Raw genomic sequence first — 18,865 nt, 5'->3', positions numbered from 1 at the left:
AGCCGTAGTCGCGGGGCCGCGCGCGTAAGGCCGTCGCATGGGGAGGCCCTCCGCTATCGGGGGGCCTCCCACGTCACCGTCGTACCGCGCTCGCCGCTGTCGGCGTCGTACACACCGTCGTCCCGTACGGAGTCGTCCCGCGCGCCGTCGTCCCGTACGCCGTCGTCCCGTACGCCGTTGTCCCGTACGCCGTTGTCGCGCACCGTCAGCCGCACCCCGTCCCGGTCGCCCGCCAGCCGTGCCGTCGCGTCGACCTCCACATCGATCGACGTCACCCCGACCCTGCGGTGCGCGGCGGCCAGCGCCGTCCGCAGTGCGGCGAGCAGCTCACCGCCCGCCGGCTCGCCGACCAGGGTGTCCACCGGGCCCGTGAAGCGTACGGACGGCCGGAAGCCCAGCAGGACCGCCGCGCCTCCCGTCTCGCGCAGCACCTTGCCCCGTACGCTCGTCGGGCCGTCGGCGGGCGGCTGCTGGAGCGCGAAGATCGTGGTGCGCACCTCCTGGATGGTGGAGTCCAGCTCGTCCACGGCCCGGCCGAGCAGCCCGTCCAGACCGGGGTCCGCCACCCGACGCCGCGTCGACTCCAGCATCATTTCCGTGGCGAAGAGCCGCTGCACCACCAGATCGTGCAGATCGCGGGCGATCCGGTCGCGGTCCTCGAACACCGCCAGCTGCTCCCGGTCGTGCTGCGCGTCCGCCAGCACCAGCGCCAGCGCCGCCTGCGACGCGAACTGGGTGGCCAGCAGCCGGTCCACGGCACGGTACGGACGGCCCCCGCGCTTGCGCGGCAGGGCGAGCGTGCCGATCAGCTTGCCGCCGCTCTGGAGCGGCAGCATCATGCTCGGGCCGAAGCGCGAGCGCACATGCGTGGTCATCCGGGGATCCGTGGCCGAATCCTCGATGAACACCGGCTCACCGCCCAGCAGTTGGACGAGTACGGGGGAGCCGGGCTCGATGGTCGTGCCGACGAGGTCGCCGGGGTCGTCGACCGTGGACGCGGTGACGATCTCCATCCCGCCCTCCTCGGTCGGGTGGAGGACCACGCCCGCGAACGCGTCCGCGAGCACCCGGGCCGACTCGGCCACCGTCTCCAGCGCGTCCACGGCGTTCCGGCCGGTCAGCAGGGCGGTGGTGACGGCGGCGGCGCCCTCGATCCAGCGCTCGCGCTGCCGGGCCGTCCCGTACAGCCTGGCGGTGCCGATCGCGCCGGCCGCCTGCGCGGCCAGGACCCGCAGCAGGCTCTGGTCCTGCTCGGTGAAGGTGCCGCTCCGCTTCTCCGCCAGATAGAGATTGCCGAGGACCTCGCCGTCCAACTGGACCGGGACCCCGAGAAAGGAGCGCATCGGGGGGTGGCCGGGCGGCACCCCGCGTGAGCGCGGGTCGGTGGTCAGATCGTCGAGCCGGATGGGCCCCGGCTCGTCGATGAGGGCGCCGAGGAGCCCGGTGTGACCGTCGGGGAGCCGGCCGATACGGTGCCGTTCGGTGTCGCTCAGACCGGCGGTGAACAGCTCGGTCAGCCCGCCGCGTTCGGCATCGACGACGCCGAGCGCGCCGTACCGCGCGCCGATGAGTTCGGTGGCGGTGTCGACGACGTGCTGGAGTGTGGCGCGCAGTTCGAGGTCCGTACCGATGCCGAGTACGGCTTCGAGCAGCCGGGGGAGCGGGGGCGGCCGGGGTGAGGGCGGCTCGGGTGCCGGTGTCGGCCTGTTCCCGGGAGGCGGGCCGCCGTCCGCGCCACCCGCCCCGCCACCACCCGCCTCGCCGTCACCCCTCACCGTCCCGGCCTCAGTGCGCCTCGGCCAGCGGGTCCAGGATCATCGGCCGGACCTTGCCCTCCAGCATCGCCCCGATGCCCAGTACGGCGCAGATGTCCGGCCGGTCGGCGATCGCCACCGGCACACCCGTCGCGTCGCGCAGCATCTGGTCGAGGCCCGGCAGCAGCGCGCTGCCGCCGACCATCATGATCCCGCGGTCCGCGAGGTCGGCCACCAGATCGGGCGGGCAGTCCCGCAGCACCTTGCCGATGCCGTCCAGGACCGCCGTCAGCGGCGTGTAGACCGCGGCCCGTACGGCGGCGGTGTCCACGAGAACCGAGCGCGCGATACCGGTCGCCACGTCCCGGCCGTGGATCTCCGTGGTCGACGGGCCGTGCGGATTGAGCCCGTTGCCGCTGAGCGCGAGCTGCAACGGGCGGACGGACTGGCTGGGCAGCATCAGTTCATGCTGGTGGCGCAGGTACTGGATCACCGCGTGATCGATGGCGTTGCCGCCGATCGGGATCCGCTGCGCGGTGACGATCGAACCGAGCGAGAGCACCGCGACCTGCGTGGTCGCCGCACCGCACACCATGATCATGGTGGCGGTGGGCTGTTCCACCGGCAGCCCGGCGCCCACGGCGGCGGCGATCAGCGTGTCGACCAGCTCGACCCGGCGCGCGCCCAGACCGACCAGCGTCTCCACGGCCGCGCGCTGGGCCAGCGGATCGCTGTCGTGCGGGGTGCAGGCGGCGGCCCGCAGGAAGGGCTTGCGGCGCAGCTGGCGGCGGAGCTTGTCGCCGATGAGGTGCCGGAGCATCCGCTGCGCCATCTCGACGTCCACGACCGTGCCGCCCCGGACCGGCCGGGCGACCTGGATGTAGTGGGGGGTACGGCCCGTCATCTGCTCGGCGAGCGCCCCGACCGCGATGAGCGCGCCCGTACGGGTGTTGACGGCGGCGACGCTGGGCTCGTCCACGACGAGCCCGGCCCCCTTCACGAAGACCCGGGTCCGGGCGGCCCCCAGGTCGACGGCGAGGTGACAGCGGCGCAACTGCTCAAGACTGACGGTCACGGCAGGGTCTCCCGAGAGCGCTGAGGTGGTTCACCGGCGGCGGCCGGCCCTCTTCGCATCCTGCGGCCGACCGGGTCACCGCGCCCGCCGGGCTGGTCCGTACGGGCGGCGTACGGTGTACGGCGTGCTACGGCGCCGGCGCGCCTCCCGGCGACCAGCGCTGCAACAGCCCCCAGGTGAACTCCGCGACCCACGGCCCCTGCTGAGGCTCCTGTGCTTGTTGAGGCTCCGGTTGATGCTCCGGCCCCCGCTCCGGCGGGGTGAAAGCCAGCCGCAGCCGTGTCGGCGCGGTGCCCTCCATCGGCCGGGCGGGCGGGAACGCGCGGGCGACCTCGTCCACCGTGCAGGCCCAGGGACGCAGATCGGCGGCCGTACGCAGCACGGGACCCGCGACGCCCGGCGCGCGGACCAGCCACTCGTTCCAGACCGCGCCGCCGGGTGCCGTCGTCACCTCGAAGCGCAGATCGGGCCAGAGCGGGACGGGCCACAGCAGCGCCTCGCACTCCAGGTCACCGATCCGCCGCCGTACGGTGTGCTCCGGCGCGCCGAGCGCGGCGCGGTAGCGGGACAGCGCGCCCCGGGCGTGCGGCGAGCGCGCCCGCGCCTGCCAGCGCCGGTTGGCCTCGCGCATGGTGGCGAGGGAGACACCCAGCTCGCGGCGGGCGTCTTCGACCAGCTCGGGCTGGTGGTCGGCCATCCTGCGCAGCAGTACGAGCTGGAAATCGAGCGGCCCGAAAGGCCCCTGGGACGTCATACCGCCATCCTGCCGTCCCGGGTTTTGAATCCGGACATCATGGCGTCCGGATTAAGACATCATGCGTTCGGAATCCGGTGTTTGCACAGGATTCGCACAACAGTGCGCGTCTCCTTGTCATCGCGGCCGAATAATCTGCGGTCCTCATGGACTACTGCGACCCGTGCCGTCGGCACCTCAATGGCGCGCTGGCCTGCCCGGGATGCGGCGCGCCCGCCGGCGAGGCACGCCCCGAACCGCGCGCGGACGCGGTTCCGGCGTCGGCTCGGGCGTCGGCTCCGGCACCGGCACCGGCTCCCGTATCGGCTCCGGACGCGGTCGTCCCGTACGAGCTGACCGTGCCCCCGCGCGAACCGGAGCCCTCCGCGACCTCGTCGGGCCGTACCGGACCGCGCCGGTCGCGGGACAGCCGCAGTCGCGGGCGCGGTCGCGGGGCGCTGATCGGCGGGATCGTGGTGGTGCTGGCGGCGGGCGCGCTGGGAGTGGCCCACCTCACGACGGACCCCGGAGGCCGGGACGGCGCCACCTCGGTGCGGGAGGACGCCGTCGTCGCCCCCGACGGCGGCGGGGACGGTACGGACCGCCCGGCCGTCCCCGACGCCCCCGGCGCCAGTGCGTCCGGCCCGGCGCCGGGCGCGGAGACCGGAGCCGGTACGGGGACGGGAGTGACGACGGACCCGGAGGACGGCGACGGCGGTACGGGCGCCGGTGGCGCCGGCCCGAACGCGTCGGGGCAGCCCGTCCCTTCGGCGCCCGCCGGTGAGGGCCGCCCGGACGCCGGTACGGCGAGCGGTGGCGGTCAGCCGCCGGAGCCGGGCACCACTACGCCGACCGGAACCGGCACCTCCGCCTCCGACGCCCCGGCCACCGGGACCCCCGGCGCCACCCCGACGCCGTCCACCAGCCCCACCCCCACCGCGACCCCCACGCCCGAGCCGACCGAGACCTGCACCCGCTTCCTCTGGTGGTGCACCTGACCACCCGCCGGCGGCGCGCCTGACCACCGGGAGCCTGTCAGAACCGGCCGCCCCCGTCAGACCGGCCGCCCCCGTCGGACCGGCCGCCCCCGTCAGACCGGGCTCTCGCCCAGCATCCGCTTCAGCAGATCCCGCAGCAGCGCCCGCTCCGTGACCGTGAGCCCGGCGAGCGGTTCCCGGGCGAAGTCCAGCGCGTCCCGCATCAGCGCCGCCGTCGCGAGGCCCTTCTCCGTCGGGACGGCCAGCTTCACCCTGCGGTCGGCCGGATCGGGCCGCCGCTCCACCAGCTCGCGCGCCTCCAGCCGGTCGATGATGCCGGTGACATTGGACGGCTCGCACTTCAGCTGTCGCGCGAGGCGGCGCATCGGCAGGGGCTCCAGCGACAGCAGCCGCAGGACGCGCGCCTGCGCGCCGGTGAGGGAGTGCTGGGCGGCGGCCTGTTCGTACTCCTCGTAGTACCGCGCCACGACGGTGCCTATCAGGTCGACCACTTCGAGGGTCAGTGGGTCTGTGCGGGCGAGTGGAGTGGCCATGGGACACAGTCTACCCAGATACTTGACAACATGAAATATTCAGAGGCATGGTTGTTTCAGGTAGTGAAGCTTTTCCGTGGAAGACCGTCCGAGGAGGATCCGCACCATGACCGCACTCCCCACATCCGGCCGCGCCTGGTATCTCGTCGCCCGTCCTGACGGCTGGCCCGTGCCGTCGGACGTGGCCCTGCGCGACGTTCCGGTGACCGAGCCGGGGGAGGGGCGGATCCTGGTCCGGAATCGGCACTTCTCCGTCGACCCGTACATGCGCGGCCGGATGAACGACGTGAAGTCGTACACCCCGCCGTTCCAGCTGGACCAGCCGATGGACGGCGGCGCGGTCGGCGAGGTCATCGCGTCGAACGCCGAGGGCTTCGCCGTCGGTGACAGTGTGCTGCACGGCCTCGGCTGGCGTGAGTACGCCGAGGTCCCGGCCGCGCACGCCACCAGGATCGACGCGCCGCTCCCCGCGTATCTCGGGGTGCTGGGCATGACCGGCCTCACGGCGTACGCCGGACTCTTCGAGACCGCGTCCTTCAAGGAGGGCGACGCCGTCTTCGTCTCCGGCGCAGCCGGCGCCGTCGGCAGCCAGGTCGGCCAGATCGCGAAGATCAACGGCGCCTCGCGGGTGATCGGTTCGGCCGGTTCGGACGAGAAGGTCAAGCTGCTCATCGAGGAGTACGGCTTCGACGCGGCGTTCAACTACAAGGACGGCCCGGTCCGGGAGCAGCTCGCGGCGGCGGCGCCCGACGGCATCGACGTCTACTTCGACAATGTGGGCGGGGAGCACCTCGAAGCCGCGGTCTCCGAGCTGAACGTGAACGGCCGCGCGACGCTGTGCGGCGCCATCGCGCAGTACAACAACACGGGCCCGACCGCCGGCCCGCGCAATCTCGCCCTGGTCATCGGCAAGCGGCTGCGCCTCCAGGGCATGCTGGTCAGCGACCACTTCGGCCTCAAGGAGAAGTTCGTCCAGGATGTCTCGGGCTGGATCGCCTCGGGACAGCTGAAGTACCGCGAGACGACGGTCGAGGGTATTGAGAACGGCTTTGACGCGTTCCTGGGTGTACTCCGTGGTGACAACACCGGGAAGATGATCGTCACCCTGGGCTGACCGGCACTCCGTACGAGCCGATGTGCGTGTACGGCACACCCGAGGGCCGCACCCCGATCCAGCGGGGCGCGGCCCTCACCGCTTTGTTCTGCTTGTTCGGCATTCTGAACTTGATCCGGATTTTCGGGCGAGGCATTGACGTGAATTCCTGATCGACCGTACGTTTTCGTTCGAAGTTACGGTTGCGGTTCGACATTTCGGACGGAGGGGTCCGTGAGGTCGGAACGTCCCCGTGCCCGCGCATGTCCGTGCCCGCCCGCATCCGCCGCACAGAATCAGTTGAGGAAGCCATGACCCGATCCGCCCGCTTCACCCTGCACCCGGACTTCACGGTCGGCGAGGTGAACCCCCGGCTCTTCGGCTCGTTCGTCGAACACCTCGGCCGCTGTGTCTACACCGGCATCCACGAGCCCGGCCATCCGACCGCCGACGCGGCCGGGCTCCGTACGGACGTCCTCGAACTCGTCCGCGAGCTGGGCCCCACGGCCATCCGCTACCCGGGCGGCAACTTCGTCTCCGGCTTCCGCTGGGAGGACAGCGTGGGACCGGTGGACGAGCGGCCCCGCCGGCTCGACCTGGCCTGGAAGACCACGGAGTCCAACCGCTTCGGGCTCGGCGAGTTCATCGACTTCGTCCGCAAGGCCGGCCCCGAGGCCGAGCCGATGATGGCCGTCAACCTCGGTACGCGCGGGGTGGCCGAGGCCATCCAGCTCCAGGAGTACGCCAACCACCCCTCCGGCACGGAGCTGTCCGACCGCCGCGCCGCGAACGGCGACAAGGACCCGTACGGCATCCGGCTCTGGTGCCTGGGCAACGAGGTGGACGGCCCCTGGCAGACCGGCCACAAGACGGCCGAGGAGTACGGGCGGATCGCCGCCGAGACCGCGCGCGCGATGCGGCAGATCGACCCGGACGTCGAACTGGTCGCCAGCGGCTCGTCCAACTCGAACATGGACACCTTCGCCGCGTGGGAGGCGACGGTCCTCACCGAGACATACGACCTCGTCGACTATGTCTCCCTGCACAGCTACTACTGGGAGACGGACGGCGACCGCGACTCCTTCCTCGCCTCGGCGGTGGACATGGAGGCGTTCATCGAGAAGGTCGTGGCGACCTGTGACCATGTCGGGGCCCGGCTGAAGTCCGACAAGAAGATCAACCTCTCGTTCGACGAGTGGAACGTCTGGTACATGGAGAAGCCGAACCCGCACCAGGTCGAGGACTGGCAGGAGGCCCCCCGTCTGCTGGAGGACATCTACTCGGTGACCGACGCCGTCGTCTTCGGCTCGCTGCTGATCGCGCTGCTCCGGCACGCGGACCGGGTCACGGTGGCCTGCCTCGCCCAGCTCGTCAATGTCATCGCGCCGATCATGACCGAGCCGGGCGGCGCCGCCTGGCGGCAGACCACCTTCTACCCCTTCGCCCAGGCGTCCAAGTACGGCCGTGGCACGGTGCTGGACGTACGGGTCGACTCGCCGTCGCACACCACGAAGAAGCACGGCGAGGCCGACCTGCTGCACGCCACCGCCGTACGGGCCGAGGACGGTTCGGTCACCGTCTTCGCCGTCAACCGCAGCCAGACCGAGGCGCTGCCGCTCACCGTGGAGCTGGCCGGGCTCGGGCTGACGACGGTCGTCGAGCACAGCGTCCTCGCCGACGCCGACCCGGAGGCCAGGAACACCCTGGAGGACCAGGACCGCGTCACCCCGCACGCGGCCGAGGGCACCTCCCTCACCGCCGGCTCCCTGACGGCCACTCTGGAACCGCTCTCCTGGAACGTGATCCGACTGGCCCCCTGAAGGGCCCGCTTCCTGACTCGACCGCTTCCTGACGGCACCGCTCCCCGCCGGCCCCGGACAGGGCCGGCGGGGAGCGGTCGGTCACCAGCGGAAAATCAGAACGATCACGCCGAAGAATCCCAGCAGCCCCAGCGGGACGATCTGTCCCGAAGGGCCGGTACGCAGCGCCGCGAGGCGAGTGAGCCGGGAAATGATGCGCGCGTTCAGAAATACGGCGACGACACAGAACACGAGCCACAGGGGCTCGAACATCCAGTTCGGCGATTCGGCGTAGAAACTGTAACCGAGCAGCCATGTCTCGATCTGGCTGATCCATATCATCAGGAACACCGCCAGAGTCCATGGCATGCACAGCACCACGGCCAGGAAGCGTGCGATGGAATCCGGGTCCTCCACAAAACCCAGCGCGCCCGCTGTGGCCCACAAGGCCAGAGTGAGAACGATTCCTGCGTAGATCCTGGAGGTCCAGTTGTCGATTGCCGGGGCGATTCTCCGGGAAATCGGTCCAGTCTGTCTCACGGAAGTTCCTTATATCCGGGGAGGTGTGGGACGGTTCTGGGTGCGGGCGGCCGGCGGTCACCGCCCGCACCTGGGTCACCGCAGTTGAAGGCGGTGGCGACTACCTGTTCTCACCACACCTGCCGACGGAGGTTACTGGCCAGTTTATCCCAGGTGGAATATGCTCCCTTCCGGTACATGAACCCTGGTATCCAGCGGTCCGCCCAGGTGTCGCCCTCCGTGTGGCCGTGGACGATCAGGTAGAGCTGCCCGAATCCCTTGCTGTCCTTCTTGGGTTTGTGGATGCGGAAAGCTATGTAGGAGTTTCGGCCGTAGACGACGCTTCCCTTGCGTGCGTCGAGGCGCAGCCTCCGTGCTCCGATGGACGCGACGCGTACATTGAAGTTGATGGAGCCGAATCCGGCGATCGAGTCGCGCAGATCCATCTTCTGGCCGACATGGGTGATCTTTTTGGCTCGTCCCTTGAGTGGGAAGATCTTTCCGAAATTCTTCATCCAGTGCTTGAAGAGGGATTTCGCCTTTGCTTTGCCGAGGCCGAGCTGGAATTCGAAGCTGTAGTCCAGCAGCCCGGTGGTGTCGCGGCAGTTGACCGCGTCGCCCGAGCAGTAGACGTAGGCGTTCGACCCGCCGTCCGGGTCGGGGTCCACGGAGAGAAACCGTCCGGTCGCCGGGTTGTACAGGCGGACACCCAGCATCGTCAGACCGGTGAGGGTCTCGCTGGAGCGCTGCTTGGCACCGAGCCAGCCGTAGCGGGGAGCGGCCTGCCCAAGACGGGCGTTGCCGTACTCGTCGTTGTCGAGCACCTGGGGGGCCTCGGCCGGGTCCAGCGGGAGCTGGAGTCCGATGTCCCCGTGGATTCCGGTCAGTTGCAGGACGGTGCCACCGTCCGCCCCGGTCGTCGCCGAGAACTCACCCGCCGCCGAGTCGACGATACGGGTCAGTGCCCCGGTCCCGGTGTCCTCGACGATCCAGCGTGGGCTGTCTCCGTCACCGTCGTAGTGGTTCCGCTTGGACCCGGTGGTCTCCCAGCCGTTCTCCGTACTGGACTCCACCGTCCAGGAGCGTGCCCGGTGATGGGCGTCGAGCGTCCAGGTCTGACGCGCTCCCGCGGTGGTCTGCTGATGGACCAGATCGTTGGCGAAGTAGTCGATCCGGCTGCCGGGCAGGGTGGTGGTACGGCCGAACGCGTCGTATCCGTACCCCGCGTCGACCAGGCGGTTGCCGCTGTCGTAGCTGTGCGTCCTGCGAGTGCCCGCGCTCGTCGGGCAGTCCGCGCCGACGCCGCCGCTCGCGCTGGTGAGCGAGGTCCGGTTGGCGCTCCGGTCGAACGTATAGGTTCGCCTCGTGCACACGTCCCCGACCGTGTCCTCGACGGTTGCCAGCCGCCCGGTCCTGTCGTAACCGAAGGTCTGCGACGACCAGCCGTCGTGGCCGACGACCTCGCCATGGATGGACCGGGTCACGGAGTCGGCCATGACGCCGACGCTGTCGCTGTCCCGAACGTAGACCCGGGAGACGACGGCCCCGGCGGGATCCTCCTTCTGTGTCAGGGTGTAGCCGCCGGGCAGTCCTTCCCGCACGACCGAGCCGTCCGCGTCGTACTGGGCGGTGAACACACCCGCCACCGAGTCGGTGCTCCTGACCGCCATGCCACGCGGCTCGGCCCGGTGGTCGTAGGAGTAGGTCACGGTCGAAGGAATGGAATCGGAGACCTTGACCGGCCGGTCGAGCGCGTCGTACTCGGTCCGGGTGGTGCCGTCGTCGGCGTCGGTGTACGAGATCAGGCGCCCCAGCGCGTCGTACCTCTGGGTGATCGTGCCCCCGGTCGGTGAGACGGTTCTGAACGGCTGCCCGTTGCCGGGGTCGTAGGTGATGGTCGTCTCCGGTACGGAACGGCCGCTGCCGCCGCTGGTCTTCAGCGAGATGGCCCGGCCCGCCGCGTCGTATCCCGTCTCGGTGACGCGCGTCACCCCGCCGACGGTCTCCTGGGTTCTGGTGGTGTTGCCCCACCAGTCGTAGGCGGATGTGGTGACCGGCTGACCGCTCGGATTGCTCCCCCCGCCGGTGATCGGTGCCGCGGCGTAGGTCGAGCAGGGCAGATCGGCCCACTCGGGCCGCCCGGCGCAGTTGCCGGTGCCCGTCGCCGACCAGTACGTCGTGAGCTGAGTGGCGGCGTCGTTGCCGTCGGCTCCGGGGAGCTGTTCCTTGACCGCCCGGCCTTGTTCGTCATACGAAGTGATGGTGGTCAGCGCGAGTCCGGCCGGGTCCTCGATCGTTTTGACGGGCAGTCCCTTGACCCAGTCGTAGACGGTCTCGGTGACCCGGGCCTCGGCCATGAGCGCGGGAGAGTCCAGGAGCTGGGCCCCGGAGGTGGCGCGGGTGACCTGGTCCTCCACGGTGGCGCTGCCGTCCGTGGGACGCCCGGCGTCGTAGGTGCTCACCGTCCAGTTGCGCGCCGCTACCGAAGTGCCGGCCGGCAGCAGGGTGGTTGTTCCCGACTTCAGCGGCTCCGTCAGCTCGATGCGCCGCAGCGGACCGAACACCTCCAGGCCGCGCGTGCCGCTCTCGTCGTACGTCGAGCGGGCGGAGAGCAGCTCGGCTCGCTCGGCCGTCGGCAGAGCCGCGATTCCGAGGTCGGCCAGTGTGGCCCGGTCATCGGCGGTGAGGGCGAGTGCCAGGGCCCGGTTGGCCGCGGACAGCGTACGTACGCTGTTGCCGTGGCGGTCGTATTCGGCAGCGGTGATATGTCCTCCCGGCACAGCCGAGTTGACCTCACGTCCCGAGGCGTTGACATAGGTGATGGCCGCCCGCTCGTAGTCACCGGCGCTCAGAGCGGAGCCGGTGTGGTGCGGGGGAACCGCGTCGGGCGGCAGCAGGGCGGTGGCATCGGTGGGCGCGTCGCTCTGTCCCCATGCTCGTACGTCCGAGGGACCCATCGGGTAAGGGGCGCCTGCGCCGGTCACGGGTACGTCGTAGACGACGCTGGTCTCGCTGATGCCCTCGACGACGTCGGCGGTGCCTCCGCGCAGCCCCGGGCGGGACATCTTGAGCAGCATCCCGTCACCGGCCACGTCCGTGTGGCCGGCCCTTCCGTAGGCGAAGGTCCACGGAAGCTCGCCTGCCTGGGTCAATGTCGTGACCCTGCCGTCGGCGTCGTAGCCGTAGCGGGTCTTCAGCGGCGGGCTCACCTTCGGCTGCCAGGTCTCGAACAGCCTCCCCGCCCTGTCGTAGAGGTACCGCTGCACCGGTTCCGATGTCGCGGCGGAGGCTCCCGGGGCTGTCGACCAGAGGCGGATCTCCGTCACTTGGCCGGCGTGGTCTCCGGGGGAGTCGTCCGTGGCCGTGGTGGTGGTGGCGTACACGAAATCCAGCACTCGGCACCCCCTGGTGGCGGGAGCGCCGGCGCAGGTGGCGGCCGGAACGGCCGAGGTCGACGCGACGATGCGCTTCGGACGTGTCAGGCCGTTGGTGCCCGCGGCTTCGGGGATCACGGTCGTGGTGGAGACGGCCAGGCCGTCCTGAGTGGTGGAGGTCGCCTGCCAGGTGGTCGCCTTGGAGTCGGTCCTGCTGAAGACGGTCACCGTGCCCTCGGTGTCCCGCAGGGTGAACGAGCCGGTCAGTGATCCGGTCAGAGTCAGCTCCGAGGAGCCCGGCTCCGGTCGCCAGCCGCCCGTGCCGGTGGCCGTGAAGCCCCGGGACTGGCCGCTGATGTCCACGAGCGCGACGGAGACGGCCGAGGTCTTCTTCACCTGCGACCACGACACCTCGGAGTCCCCGAGGATCCTGCCGGCGGTCCACTCCTTGCCGAAGATCGCGGCCTGTCCCTCCTCCACCGCCGACGGATGGCGGGAGGAGACGGACCGGGAAACGGTCATACCGAAGGCGGAGACATCGGTGATCGACAGCGTGTAGTCACCGGTGAGCAGGTTCAGAGTGCCAGGACCCAGCCGCTCGGCGGGCGCGGTGCCCGCTCTGCGGTCCACCGTGACCGTGCTGGGCTGCGAATAGCCCGTGGTGGAACCCTTGACGAACGAGGCGCGTACGTCGATGGGTCCGTCCTCCGCGAGCGTGGCGGTGACATCCCAGGTGAGCGCCGGGGTGATGCCGCCACTGATGGCCAGCGGCCAGCCGGCTACGGCCGAACCGTCCGATGCCTTCTTCACATCGGATGAAGGAACGTTTTTCCAGGTGTCTGTCTCGCCACGGCGGTACTGATACGCCACCCCCGTGTAGTCGGTCCTGCCCTTGGCGGACAGCGCCACCCGGCGAGCCGACCGGTCTCCCTCGGAGGGAGACAGCAGCGCGGCACCGTCCGCACCGACACCGAAGGAGTACTGCGTGGTGGCGGTGGACAGATTGCCTCCGGAGTCGACGGTCCTCGCGTACAGGGTGTGCCAGCCGTCCCCCGGCTTGACGGTGACGGTCAACGGCTTGCCTCCCGACCCGGCGATCGTGTCGTCGACGCGTTTGGGCGTGGCCGGATCGTCCAGGCCCCACAGGTAGCCCTGGCCGTCGCTGGAAGTCGTGGTGAAGGTGCACTTGGTGCTGTCCTCGGCCTTGGCCGACCAGGTGTCCCTTTGGTAGGTGTCGCAACTGATCCCGGGTGCGGCCGGCTTGGCCGTGTTCAGTACGAATACGGTGTAGCCGGTCCACGGTCCGTAGAGCGCGCCGTCGTACCCGCGCACGCGGTACCGCAGATGAGAGCCCGCCGGGAACGCCTTGTCCGCCGGCACGGTGATCTTCGCGTTCCCGCCGGACGCCACGTTCGCGCTGGTCACCGTGTACGAGTAGCCACCGGCGTCGTTGTAGGCCGGGTCGGGTGTGATCTCGAACTGTGCCTTGACGCTGCCGCCGCCCGCGTGGCTCACCTTCGCCGACACCTGAGGGGTGAGCGAGGTGACGTATCGCTTGCCGTTGTAGGCGTTCACCAGTGAGGGGGTGATGGCCTGCCCGGTCGGTACGGAGGCCAGGGAGGTGTATGTCACCGAGAGGTAGGGGATGTTCGAGGCCGCGTCGGCGGAGTTGAACTTCTTCCAGCCGTACGGATCGGATTCGTCCGTGGCCCGGATGCCGAGCGTGTTGGTCGCGTTTCCGTTGGCCGCCCAGGACTGGGCCAGTCCGGTGATGTCCTGGCTGACCCACCCGTCCGCGCACCCCGAGGAGTACCCCTTGGTGCTCGTCGTGTCCGCCCACTTCTTGCGCCAGGCGGGCTGTGCGGTCCAGCGGGCGGACGCGGAGACGGACCCGGTGTCCCACACCTCCCAACTCCTCGCCGCGCACGACCAGGAGTGGAAGTTCCACAGGTTGAGCTTCGCCTGGGTGATGTTCTTTCCCGTGACGGAAGCCATCGGGAAGGCGAGGAAGGAGCGCGCCGCCTGGCCCGATCCGTTGTTGCCCAGCTTCAGCTCGGTCGACGCGGACTGGTCCGTGGTGTAGCCCTGCTGAACGAAGGCGTCGAAACTGGGGCCGATGTTCACCGCCGGATCGACCGTCACCGGGAACGTGGTGTCGGGAGCCGTCAGGAAGTCCTGGTCCGGGGTGAGCGTGAGGTCGACATCGTCGCCCCGCTGGGAGACCGTGAGTCCCACTTCGGCGGTGCGGTAGGGGTCCCCGCTCCTGGGGTCGGTGCGCGCGTCCCACATCACCGGGGCGGGCAGGACTCCGACCTGTTCGCCGCTGTCGCTGTCCAGGAACGAGACCGAACGGTCCTCATTCGCGCGGACGTCGAGCCCCTTGGTACTCAGAGTGAGCGTCACGGAGCCGTTCGCCTCGACGGCGCGACGGTCCTTCAGCTCCAGGAACTGCTCGAAGCCCGTACGGGTGGATTCCACGATCAGATCGGTGAACGGCATCGCGTCCGCATAACGTGCGTGTGTGTCCACGACGGTGGGCGCGGGAAGCTCGCCGCGCCAGGAGACCGTCAGTTCCTTGCCGGCGCCGTCGTCCAGGGAAACGAGCGGTACGGCGGGTGTCTTCGGCTCTCCCGGTTCGCCCCCGGACGCCTCGATCCTCGCGGCGTCGGCCGCGGAGGTTCTGCCCGCGAGGGTCAGGCCGAGCGGATGGGCCGCGGCCTCGACGACGCCGTTCCGCCGCTGGACCAGAGCCACATCGATGTCCCGCCAGGCGCCGCTGAGGTCGTCCTCGTAGCGGACCGGCCCGCCGAAGGTGTCGACCGTTACGGTGCCATCGGGGTTCGCCCAGGTCGTGGACGACTCGGTGCGCTCGGACAGGACTTCGACCCGCTTGCCGGCGAGGCGAGCCGCCACCCGCGCGGAATCCGTGTCGGTGGCCTCGGTGACAGCGGCGGGTGAACGCGTCTGCGGCGCTGAGGCGGAGGTGTGCGCGGGCAGTGCGACAGCCTGGCCCGTCGTCGCGACCGTGACCGCCGATTCCAGTGCCAGGGTCAGCGCGACGGCCAGTGACATCCGTGCGAGCGCCCGCTTCGGCTGCGCCGGGCCGTGTGAGGATCTCGATTCCGCGGGTTCCGATACACGCGTCCTGTCCGGACGCCGCGACCGATCGGATCCCCCAAGTCCCGCTCCACCACCGAAAAGGTGGTTCATCAAAAAAACAACTCCTCGCGTATCTGGGGCATATGTCGCCCCGGCCGCGGATGATCTTTTCATAATTTTTACATTTTCCCTACATGGGTGCCCGAGCCTCGGCGCGCAAGCGCTTCAACTCGGGCTCTCGACGCCAACGGCATGATCGGGCAAAGCGCTTCTCATCGGTGCGGAAACTCTGTACGGGGATGAAACGCCCGCGCGGAGATCGCCCTCTTTCGGGGCGAGCAGGCTGGAACGGAGCATTCCGTTTCAGTCGCTCCCAGAGAGATGTGAACCGTGAGAAAGAGGCCCGAAGTGGAACTTTTCAATGGCGGTAGCGGTGTGAGGAACAACGGGACCGGCGGCACCGGCGGTACGGGCGGGACCGGCCGGCGCGGCGCGCGGGCGCTGCGCCGGACCGGTGCGCTGGCGCTCGGGGGTGCCGTGGTCGCCGGTTCGCTGCTGGGGGCCGGTGCCGCCTACGCCGCACCGTCGCATGCCGGCAAGCCGGCACCGGCACCCTCGTCGTCCTCGCCGTCGCCGTCGCACAACAAGCCGTCACCGCGGCCGGAGCCGGTCGTCCCGGCCCGGTCCGGAGGCGTGAAGGTGAAGATCGCCGACTGGTCCGCGCACACCACACTCAAGCCGGGCGGCAAGGCCGAGACCTTCACCATCCGGCTGCACAACGGCACCGGACACACCCTGGAACACGTCCGGTTCGGCTACAGCACCTACGCGGCGGACCAGCCGGTGCTCAAGGAGCTGAGCCACGGCACCTGGAAGAAGGTGCCCTGGGGGCACACCCCCGAAGGCAGGCACGGCGACCACTCCTTCGCCGGGTTCGGCGAGCGGACGGTGAAGAAGGGCGCCACGGTCCGCATAGAGGTCCGGGTCTCGCTGCCCCGCCACTGGGACCGGAAGGTCACCCATGTGAAGGCCGAGGCGGGCGCCGAGGGCAAGGGCTGGAGCGACTTCAAGCCGGTGGACTTCAAGGTCGCCAGGGCCCGTTGAGAGCGGGCCGGAGACCCGGCCGGGTCCGTACGGGCGGTGTCTGCGGGCGGTGCCCCGGTGGAGCGCTCCACCGGGGCACCGCCCGTCCCCAGGGCCGCCGATGCCCGGCGTATGCGTGAACCGTTGACGCGCAAGCGCTTCGACTCTAGTTTCCCGTCCGACACCGCGAGTGCGGTCCGGCATGCCGAACGGGACCAGGTTCCGCCGGCCGCGCTGTCTCCCCCCCACGGCCGTAAGGAGAGTCCGCGTGAGCCGCACCTCCCGCAGAATCCCGCTCCTCGCCCTGCCCGCAGCCCTGCTCCTCGCCCTCGTCCCGAGCAGCGCCGCCGCCTACCCCAACCCCGGCCGGGTCACCGGCGACATCGTCGTCCACGACCCGACCATGCTCCGCACCTCCGCCGGGCAGTACCTCCTCTACTCCACCGGCGACGGCCTCCAGGCCCGTACCTCCACCGACCGCGTCGCCTTCGCGCGCGCCGGCTCCGCCTTCACCACCGCGCCCGCCTGGTGGTCCACGTACTCCCCGGCCAGGGACCCCTGGGCGCCGGACATCTCGTACCACGGCGGCAAGTACCTGATGTACTACGCCGTCTCGACCTTCGGCTCCAGCACCTCCGCCATCGGCCTCGCGGGCTCCACCACCGGCCGGCCGGGCAGCTGGACCGACTACGGCACCGTCTACACGTCGAACGCGAGCAGCGACTACAACGCCATCGACCCCAACCTCTTCGTCGACGACGACGGCAGCTGGTGGCTGACCTTCGGCTCCTGGTGGACGGGGATCAAGATGATCCGTATCGACCCGTCCACCGGCAAGCAGTACGCGGCCGACACCACCCGCTACGCCCTCGCCTCCCGCCCCACCGGGACCAAGGCCGTCGAAGCGCCGTACCTGGTCAAACGGAACGGCCTCTACTACCTCTTCGCCTCGTACGACACCTGCTGCGCCGGCACCGCCTCCACGTACAAGATCAAGGTCGGCCGGGCCTCCCGGGTCACCGGACCGTGCGCCGACAAGAACGGTGTCGCCATGATGAACAACGGCGGCTCGCCCGTACTGGAGAGCCACGGCCGCTATATCGGCCCCGGCGGCCAGTCCGTCATGGCGGACACCGACGGCGACCTCCTCGTCTACCACTACTACGACGGCCAGGACAACGGCACCCCCAAGCTCGGCGTCAATCTGCTGAGCTGGTCCGGCGGCTGGCCGACGGCGTACTGACGGGGGACGCGAAGCATGAAGCGATCCACACCGCGCGCCCGGACCGCGCAACGGACCACGTCCCCGACCCTGACCCGCGCCGACCGGCCGCCCCCGCCCGCCTTCCTCTTCGTCCTCCTCTGCTCCGCCCTGGTCGTCTTCATGGCCTTCGTCGCGATCGTCGCGCCGCCCGCCGGGGCCGCCGAGGGCCGTCCGTACACCAATCCCGTCAAGTCGCAGAAGGGCACCGACCCCTGGATCCGGTTCCACGACGGCGACTACTACCTCATCACCACCTCCCGGACCTCCGAGCTGACCATGCGCAAGTCGCCCACCCTGGCCGGGCTCGCCACCGCGCCGAGCGTCCAGGTGTGGTCCGACTCCACCTCCTCGCGCTGCTGCACCATGCGGGCGCCCGAGATGCACCTCGTCGACGGGCACTGGTACCTGTACTACGTGGCGGGCCAGGGCATCACCGACTACCGGCCCACCCAGCGCGTCCATGTCCTGGAGAGCGTCGGCACCGACCCGATGGGCCCGTACACCTACAAGAACCAGCTGGGCGGCGGCCGGCTGCTCGACGCCAGCCTCCTCACCCTCGACGGCCGCCTCTACCTGCTCGGCAGCGCGCGCGGCGGCGGTACGCGGAACCTGGTGATCGCGCCGATGTCCACCCCGTACACCCTGAGCGGCGGCTTCTCCACCCTCTCCACACCGGGGTACGGCTGGGAGCGGGCCGGCGGCACGGTCAACGAGGGGCCCGAAGTGCTCCAGCGGGGCGGGAAGACCTTCCTCGTCTACTCGGCCGGCGGCTGCCGGACCCCCGGCCCCCGGCTCGGACTGCTCGCCTACACCGGGACCGACCCGCTCAGCGCGGCCTCCTGGACGAAGAGCCCCACCCCGGTCTTCTCGGGCGCCGGCGCGGCGGGAGTCCACGGCCCCGGCCAGGGCGGGTTCTTCACCTCGCCCGACGGAACGGAGAGCTGGACCGTCTACCACGCCGGCGGCTCCGCGAACGGCGGCTGCGACAAGGGACGGACCACCCGCGCCCAGAAGTTCACCTGGAACGCGGACGGCACCCCGGACCTCGGCACCCCGGCCGCCGCCGGCCGCACCCTCCCCGGCCCCTCCGGCGAGCGCGCGGCCACCCCCACCGGCTACACCCTGGTGAACCGCGACAGCGGCAAGTGCCTTGAGGTGGAGGGCGGTTCGGCGGCCGACGGCACGCATGTCATCCAGTGGAGCTGCGACGGCGGCGCCCACCAGCGATGGCGGATCGAGGACCTCGGCAACGACACCGCCCGGCTCGTCAACACCGCCACCGGCAAGGTCCTCGACACCGCGAACTGCTCCGTCGCCGACGGCGCCGAACTGCGCCAGTGGACCTGGCTGAACAGCACCTGCCAGGCGTTCCGGTTCATCGTCACCGACCGGGGCGGCTGGGTACGGATCGTCAACGCCCGCAGCGGCAAGGTCGCGGACGTCGCGCACTGCTCGACGGCCGAGGGCGCCGACGTACGGCAGTGGTCGTGGACCGGCGACCTGTGCCAGCAGTGGCAGTTGAGGCCGGTGTGAGACGGCGG

At 70.4% G+C, this 18,865-nt stretch carries 12 protein-coding genes; 6 read left to right on the top strand and 6 right to left on the bottom strand.

Annotated features, from left to right (window positions below; translation table 11 throughout):
• Positions 1 to 53 precede the first annotated feature (53 nt).
• The 3 genes from DVK44_RS08105 to DVK44_RS08095 form a co-directional block, all read right to left on the bottom strand.
• Positions 54 to 1,652: a GAF domain-containing protein gene (locus DVK44_RS08105; protein ID WP_228447580.1), complete on the bottom strand. Its 1,599-nt coding sequence runs from the start codon at positions 1,650 to 1,652 to the stop codon at positions 54 to 56.
• Positions 1,653 to 1,785: 133 nt separating this feature from the next.
• A complete protein-coding gene (mreB, locus tag DVK44_RS08100) occupies positions 1,786 to 2,829 on the bottom strand; it encodes a rod shape-determining protein (protein WP_114659033.1) in 1,044 nt (347 codons plus the stop codon).
• A 127-nt stretch (positions 2,830 to 2,956) separates the two neighbouring features.
• A complete protein-coding gene (locus DVK44_RS08095) occupies positions 2,957 to 3,583 on the bottom strand; it encodes a hypothetical protein (protein ID WP_114659032.1) in 627 nt (208 codons plus the stop codon).
• 146 nt (positions 3,584 to 3,729) lie between these two features.
• On the opposite strand from DVK44_RS08095, the gene DVK44_RS36285 reads away from it, so the two are divergent.
• Positions 3,730 to 4,560: an SCO2400 family protein gene (locus tag DVK44_RS36285; RefSeq protein WP_162793715.1), complete on the top strand. Its 831-nt coding sequence runs from the start codon at positions 3,730 to 3,732 to the stop codon at positions 4,558 to 4,560.
• 92 nt (positions 4,561 to 4,652) lie between these two features.
• On the opposite strand, the gene DVK44_RS08085 is transcribed toward DVK44_RS36285, so the two are convergent.
• Complete coding sequence (locus tag DVK44_RS08085; protein ID WP_114659030.1) at positions 4,653 to 5,093, bottom strand: MarR family winged helix-turn-helix transcriptional regulator; 441 nt, start codon at positions 5,091 to 5,093, stop codon at positions 4,653 to 4,655.
• 106 nt (positions 5,094 to 5,199) lie between these two features.
• Between DVK44_RS08085 and DVK44_RS08080 the strand changes: the two genes are divergently transcribed.
• Both DVK44_RS08080 and arfA read left to right on the top strand, forming a co-directional pair.
• Positions 5,200 to 6,207: an NADP-dependent oxidoreductase gene (locus DVK44_RS08080; RefSeq protein ID WP_114659029.1), complete on the top strand. Its 1,008-nt coding sequence runs from the start codon at positions 5,200 to 5,202 to the stop codon at positions 6,205 to 6,207.
• A 290-nt stretch (positions 6,208 to 6,497) separates the two neighbouring features.
• Positions 6,498 to 8,006 carry an arabinosylfuranosidase ArfA gene (gene arfA, locus DVK44_RS08075; RefSeq protein WP_114659028.1) on the top strand — a complete coding sequence of 503 codons (1,509 nt, stop codon included), beginning with the start codon at positions 6,498 to 6,500 and terminating at the stop codon, positions 8,004 to 8,006.
• 81 nt (positions 8,007 to 8,087) lie between these two features.
• Here arfA and DVK44_RS08070 read toward each other — a convergent pair whose 3' ends face one another.
• Both DVK44_RS08070 and DVK44_RS08065 read right to left on the bottom strand, forming a co-directional pair.
• Complete coding sequence (locus DVK44_RS08070; protein WP_162793712.1) at positions 8,088 to 8,525, bottom strand: SCO4225 family membrane protein; 438 nt, start codon at positions 8,523 to 8,525, stop codon at positions 8,088 to 8,090.
• Between the two features lie 110 nt (positions 8,526 to 8,635).
• Positions 8,636 to 14,950 (bottom strand): DNRLRE domain-containing protein, encoded by a 6,315-nt coding sequence (locus tag DVK44_RS08065; RefSeq protein WP_114659026.1) that lies wholly within the window; start codon positions 14,948 to 14,950, stop codon positions 8,636 to 8,638.
• A gap of 462 nt (positions 14,951 to 15,412) precedes the next feature.
• On the opposite strand from DVK44_RS08065, the gene DVK44_RS08060 reads away from it, so the two are divergent.
• The 3 genes from DVK44_RS08060 to DVK44_RS08050 all read left to right on the top strand — a co-directional run bounded on the left by DVK44_RS08060 (position 15,413) and on the right by DVK44_RS08050 (position 18,857).
• Positions 15,413 to 16,081 (top strand): hypothetical protein, encoded by a 669-nt coding sequence (locus DVK44_RS08060; protein WP_114659025.1) that lies wholly within the window; start codon positions 15,413 to 15,415, stop codon positions 16,079 to 16,081.
• Positions 16,082 to 16,328: 247 nt separating this feature from the next.
• Positions 16,329 to 17,303, top strand: a complete 975-nt coding sequence (locus DVK44_RS08055) for an arabinan endo-1,5-alpha-L-arabinosidase (protein ID WP_162793710.1) — start codon at positions 16,329 to 16,331, stop codon at positions 17,301 to 17,303.
• A 141-nt stretch (positions 17,304 to 17,444) separates the two neighbouring features.
• Positions 17,445 to 18,857, top strand: coding sequence for a family 43 glycosylhydrolase (locus tag DVK44_RS08050; protein ID WP_114664989.1), 1,413 nt, complete (start codon positions 17,445 to 17,447; stop codon positions 18,855 to 18,857).
• The last annotated feature ends 8 nt before the right edge of the window (positions 18,858 to 18,865 follow it).

Origin of the sequence: Streptomyces paludis, from assembly GCF_003344965.1 — a bacterium.
GTDB classification, from domain to species: Bacteria; Actinomycetota; Actinomycetes; order Streptomycetales; family Streptomycetaceae; genus Streptomyces; species Streptomyces paludis.
Note: the sequence above shows the minus strand (reverse complement) of the source record. Positions and strands in the feature narration are given on the sequence as shown.

What these genes read in the sequence shown, in the direction of transcription:
- DVK44_RS08050 (WP_114664989.1), top strand. Translation starts at nt 17,445, where the DNA reads ATGGCCTTCGTCGCGATCGTCGCGCCGCCCGCCGGGGCCGCCGAGGGC.
- DVK44_RS08085 (WP_114659030.1), bottom strand. Translation starts at nt 5,093, where the DNA reads ATGGCCACTCCACTCGCCCGCACAGACCCACTGACCCTCGAAGTGGTC.
- DVK44_RS36285 (WP_162793715.1), top strand. Translation starts at nt 3,730, where the DNA reads ATGGACTACTGCGACCCGTGCCGTCGGCACCTCAATGGCGCGCTGGCC.
- DVK44_RS08065 (WP_114659026.1), bottom strand. Translation starts at nt 14,950, where the DNA reads ATGTCACTGGCCGTCGCGCTGACCCTGGCACTGGAATCGGCGGTCACG.
- arfA (WP_114659028.1), top strand. Translation starts at nt 6,498, where the DNA reads ATGACCCGATCCGCCCGCTTCACCCTGCACCCGGACTTCACGGTCGGC.
- DVK44_RS08080 (WP_114659029.1), top strand. Translation starts at nt 5,200, where the DNA reads ATGACCGCACTCCCCACATCCGGCCGCGCCTGGTATCTCGTCGCCCGT.
- DVK44_RS08095 (WP_114659032.1), bottom strand. Translation starts at nt 3,583, where the DNA reads ATGACGTCCCAGGGGCCTTTCGGGCCGCTCGATTTCCAGCTCGTACTG.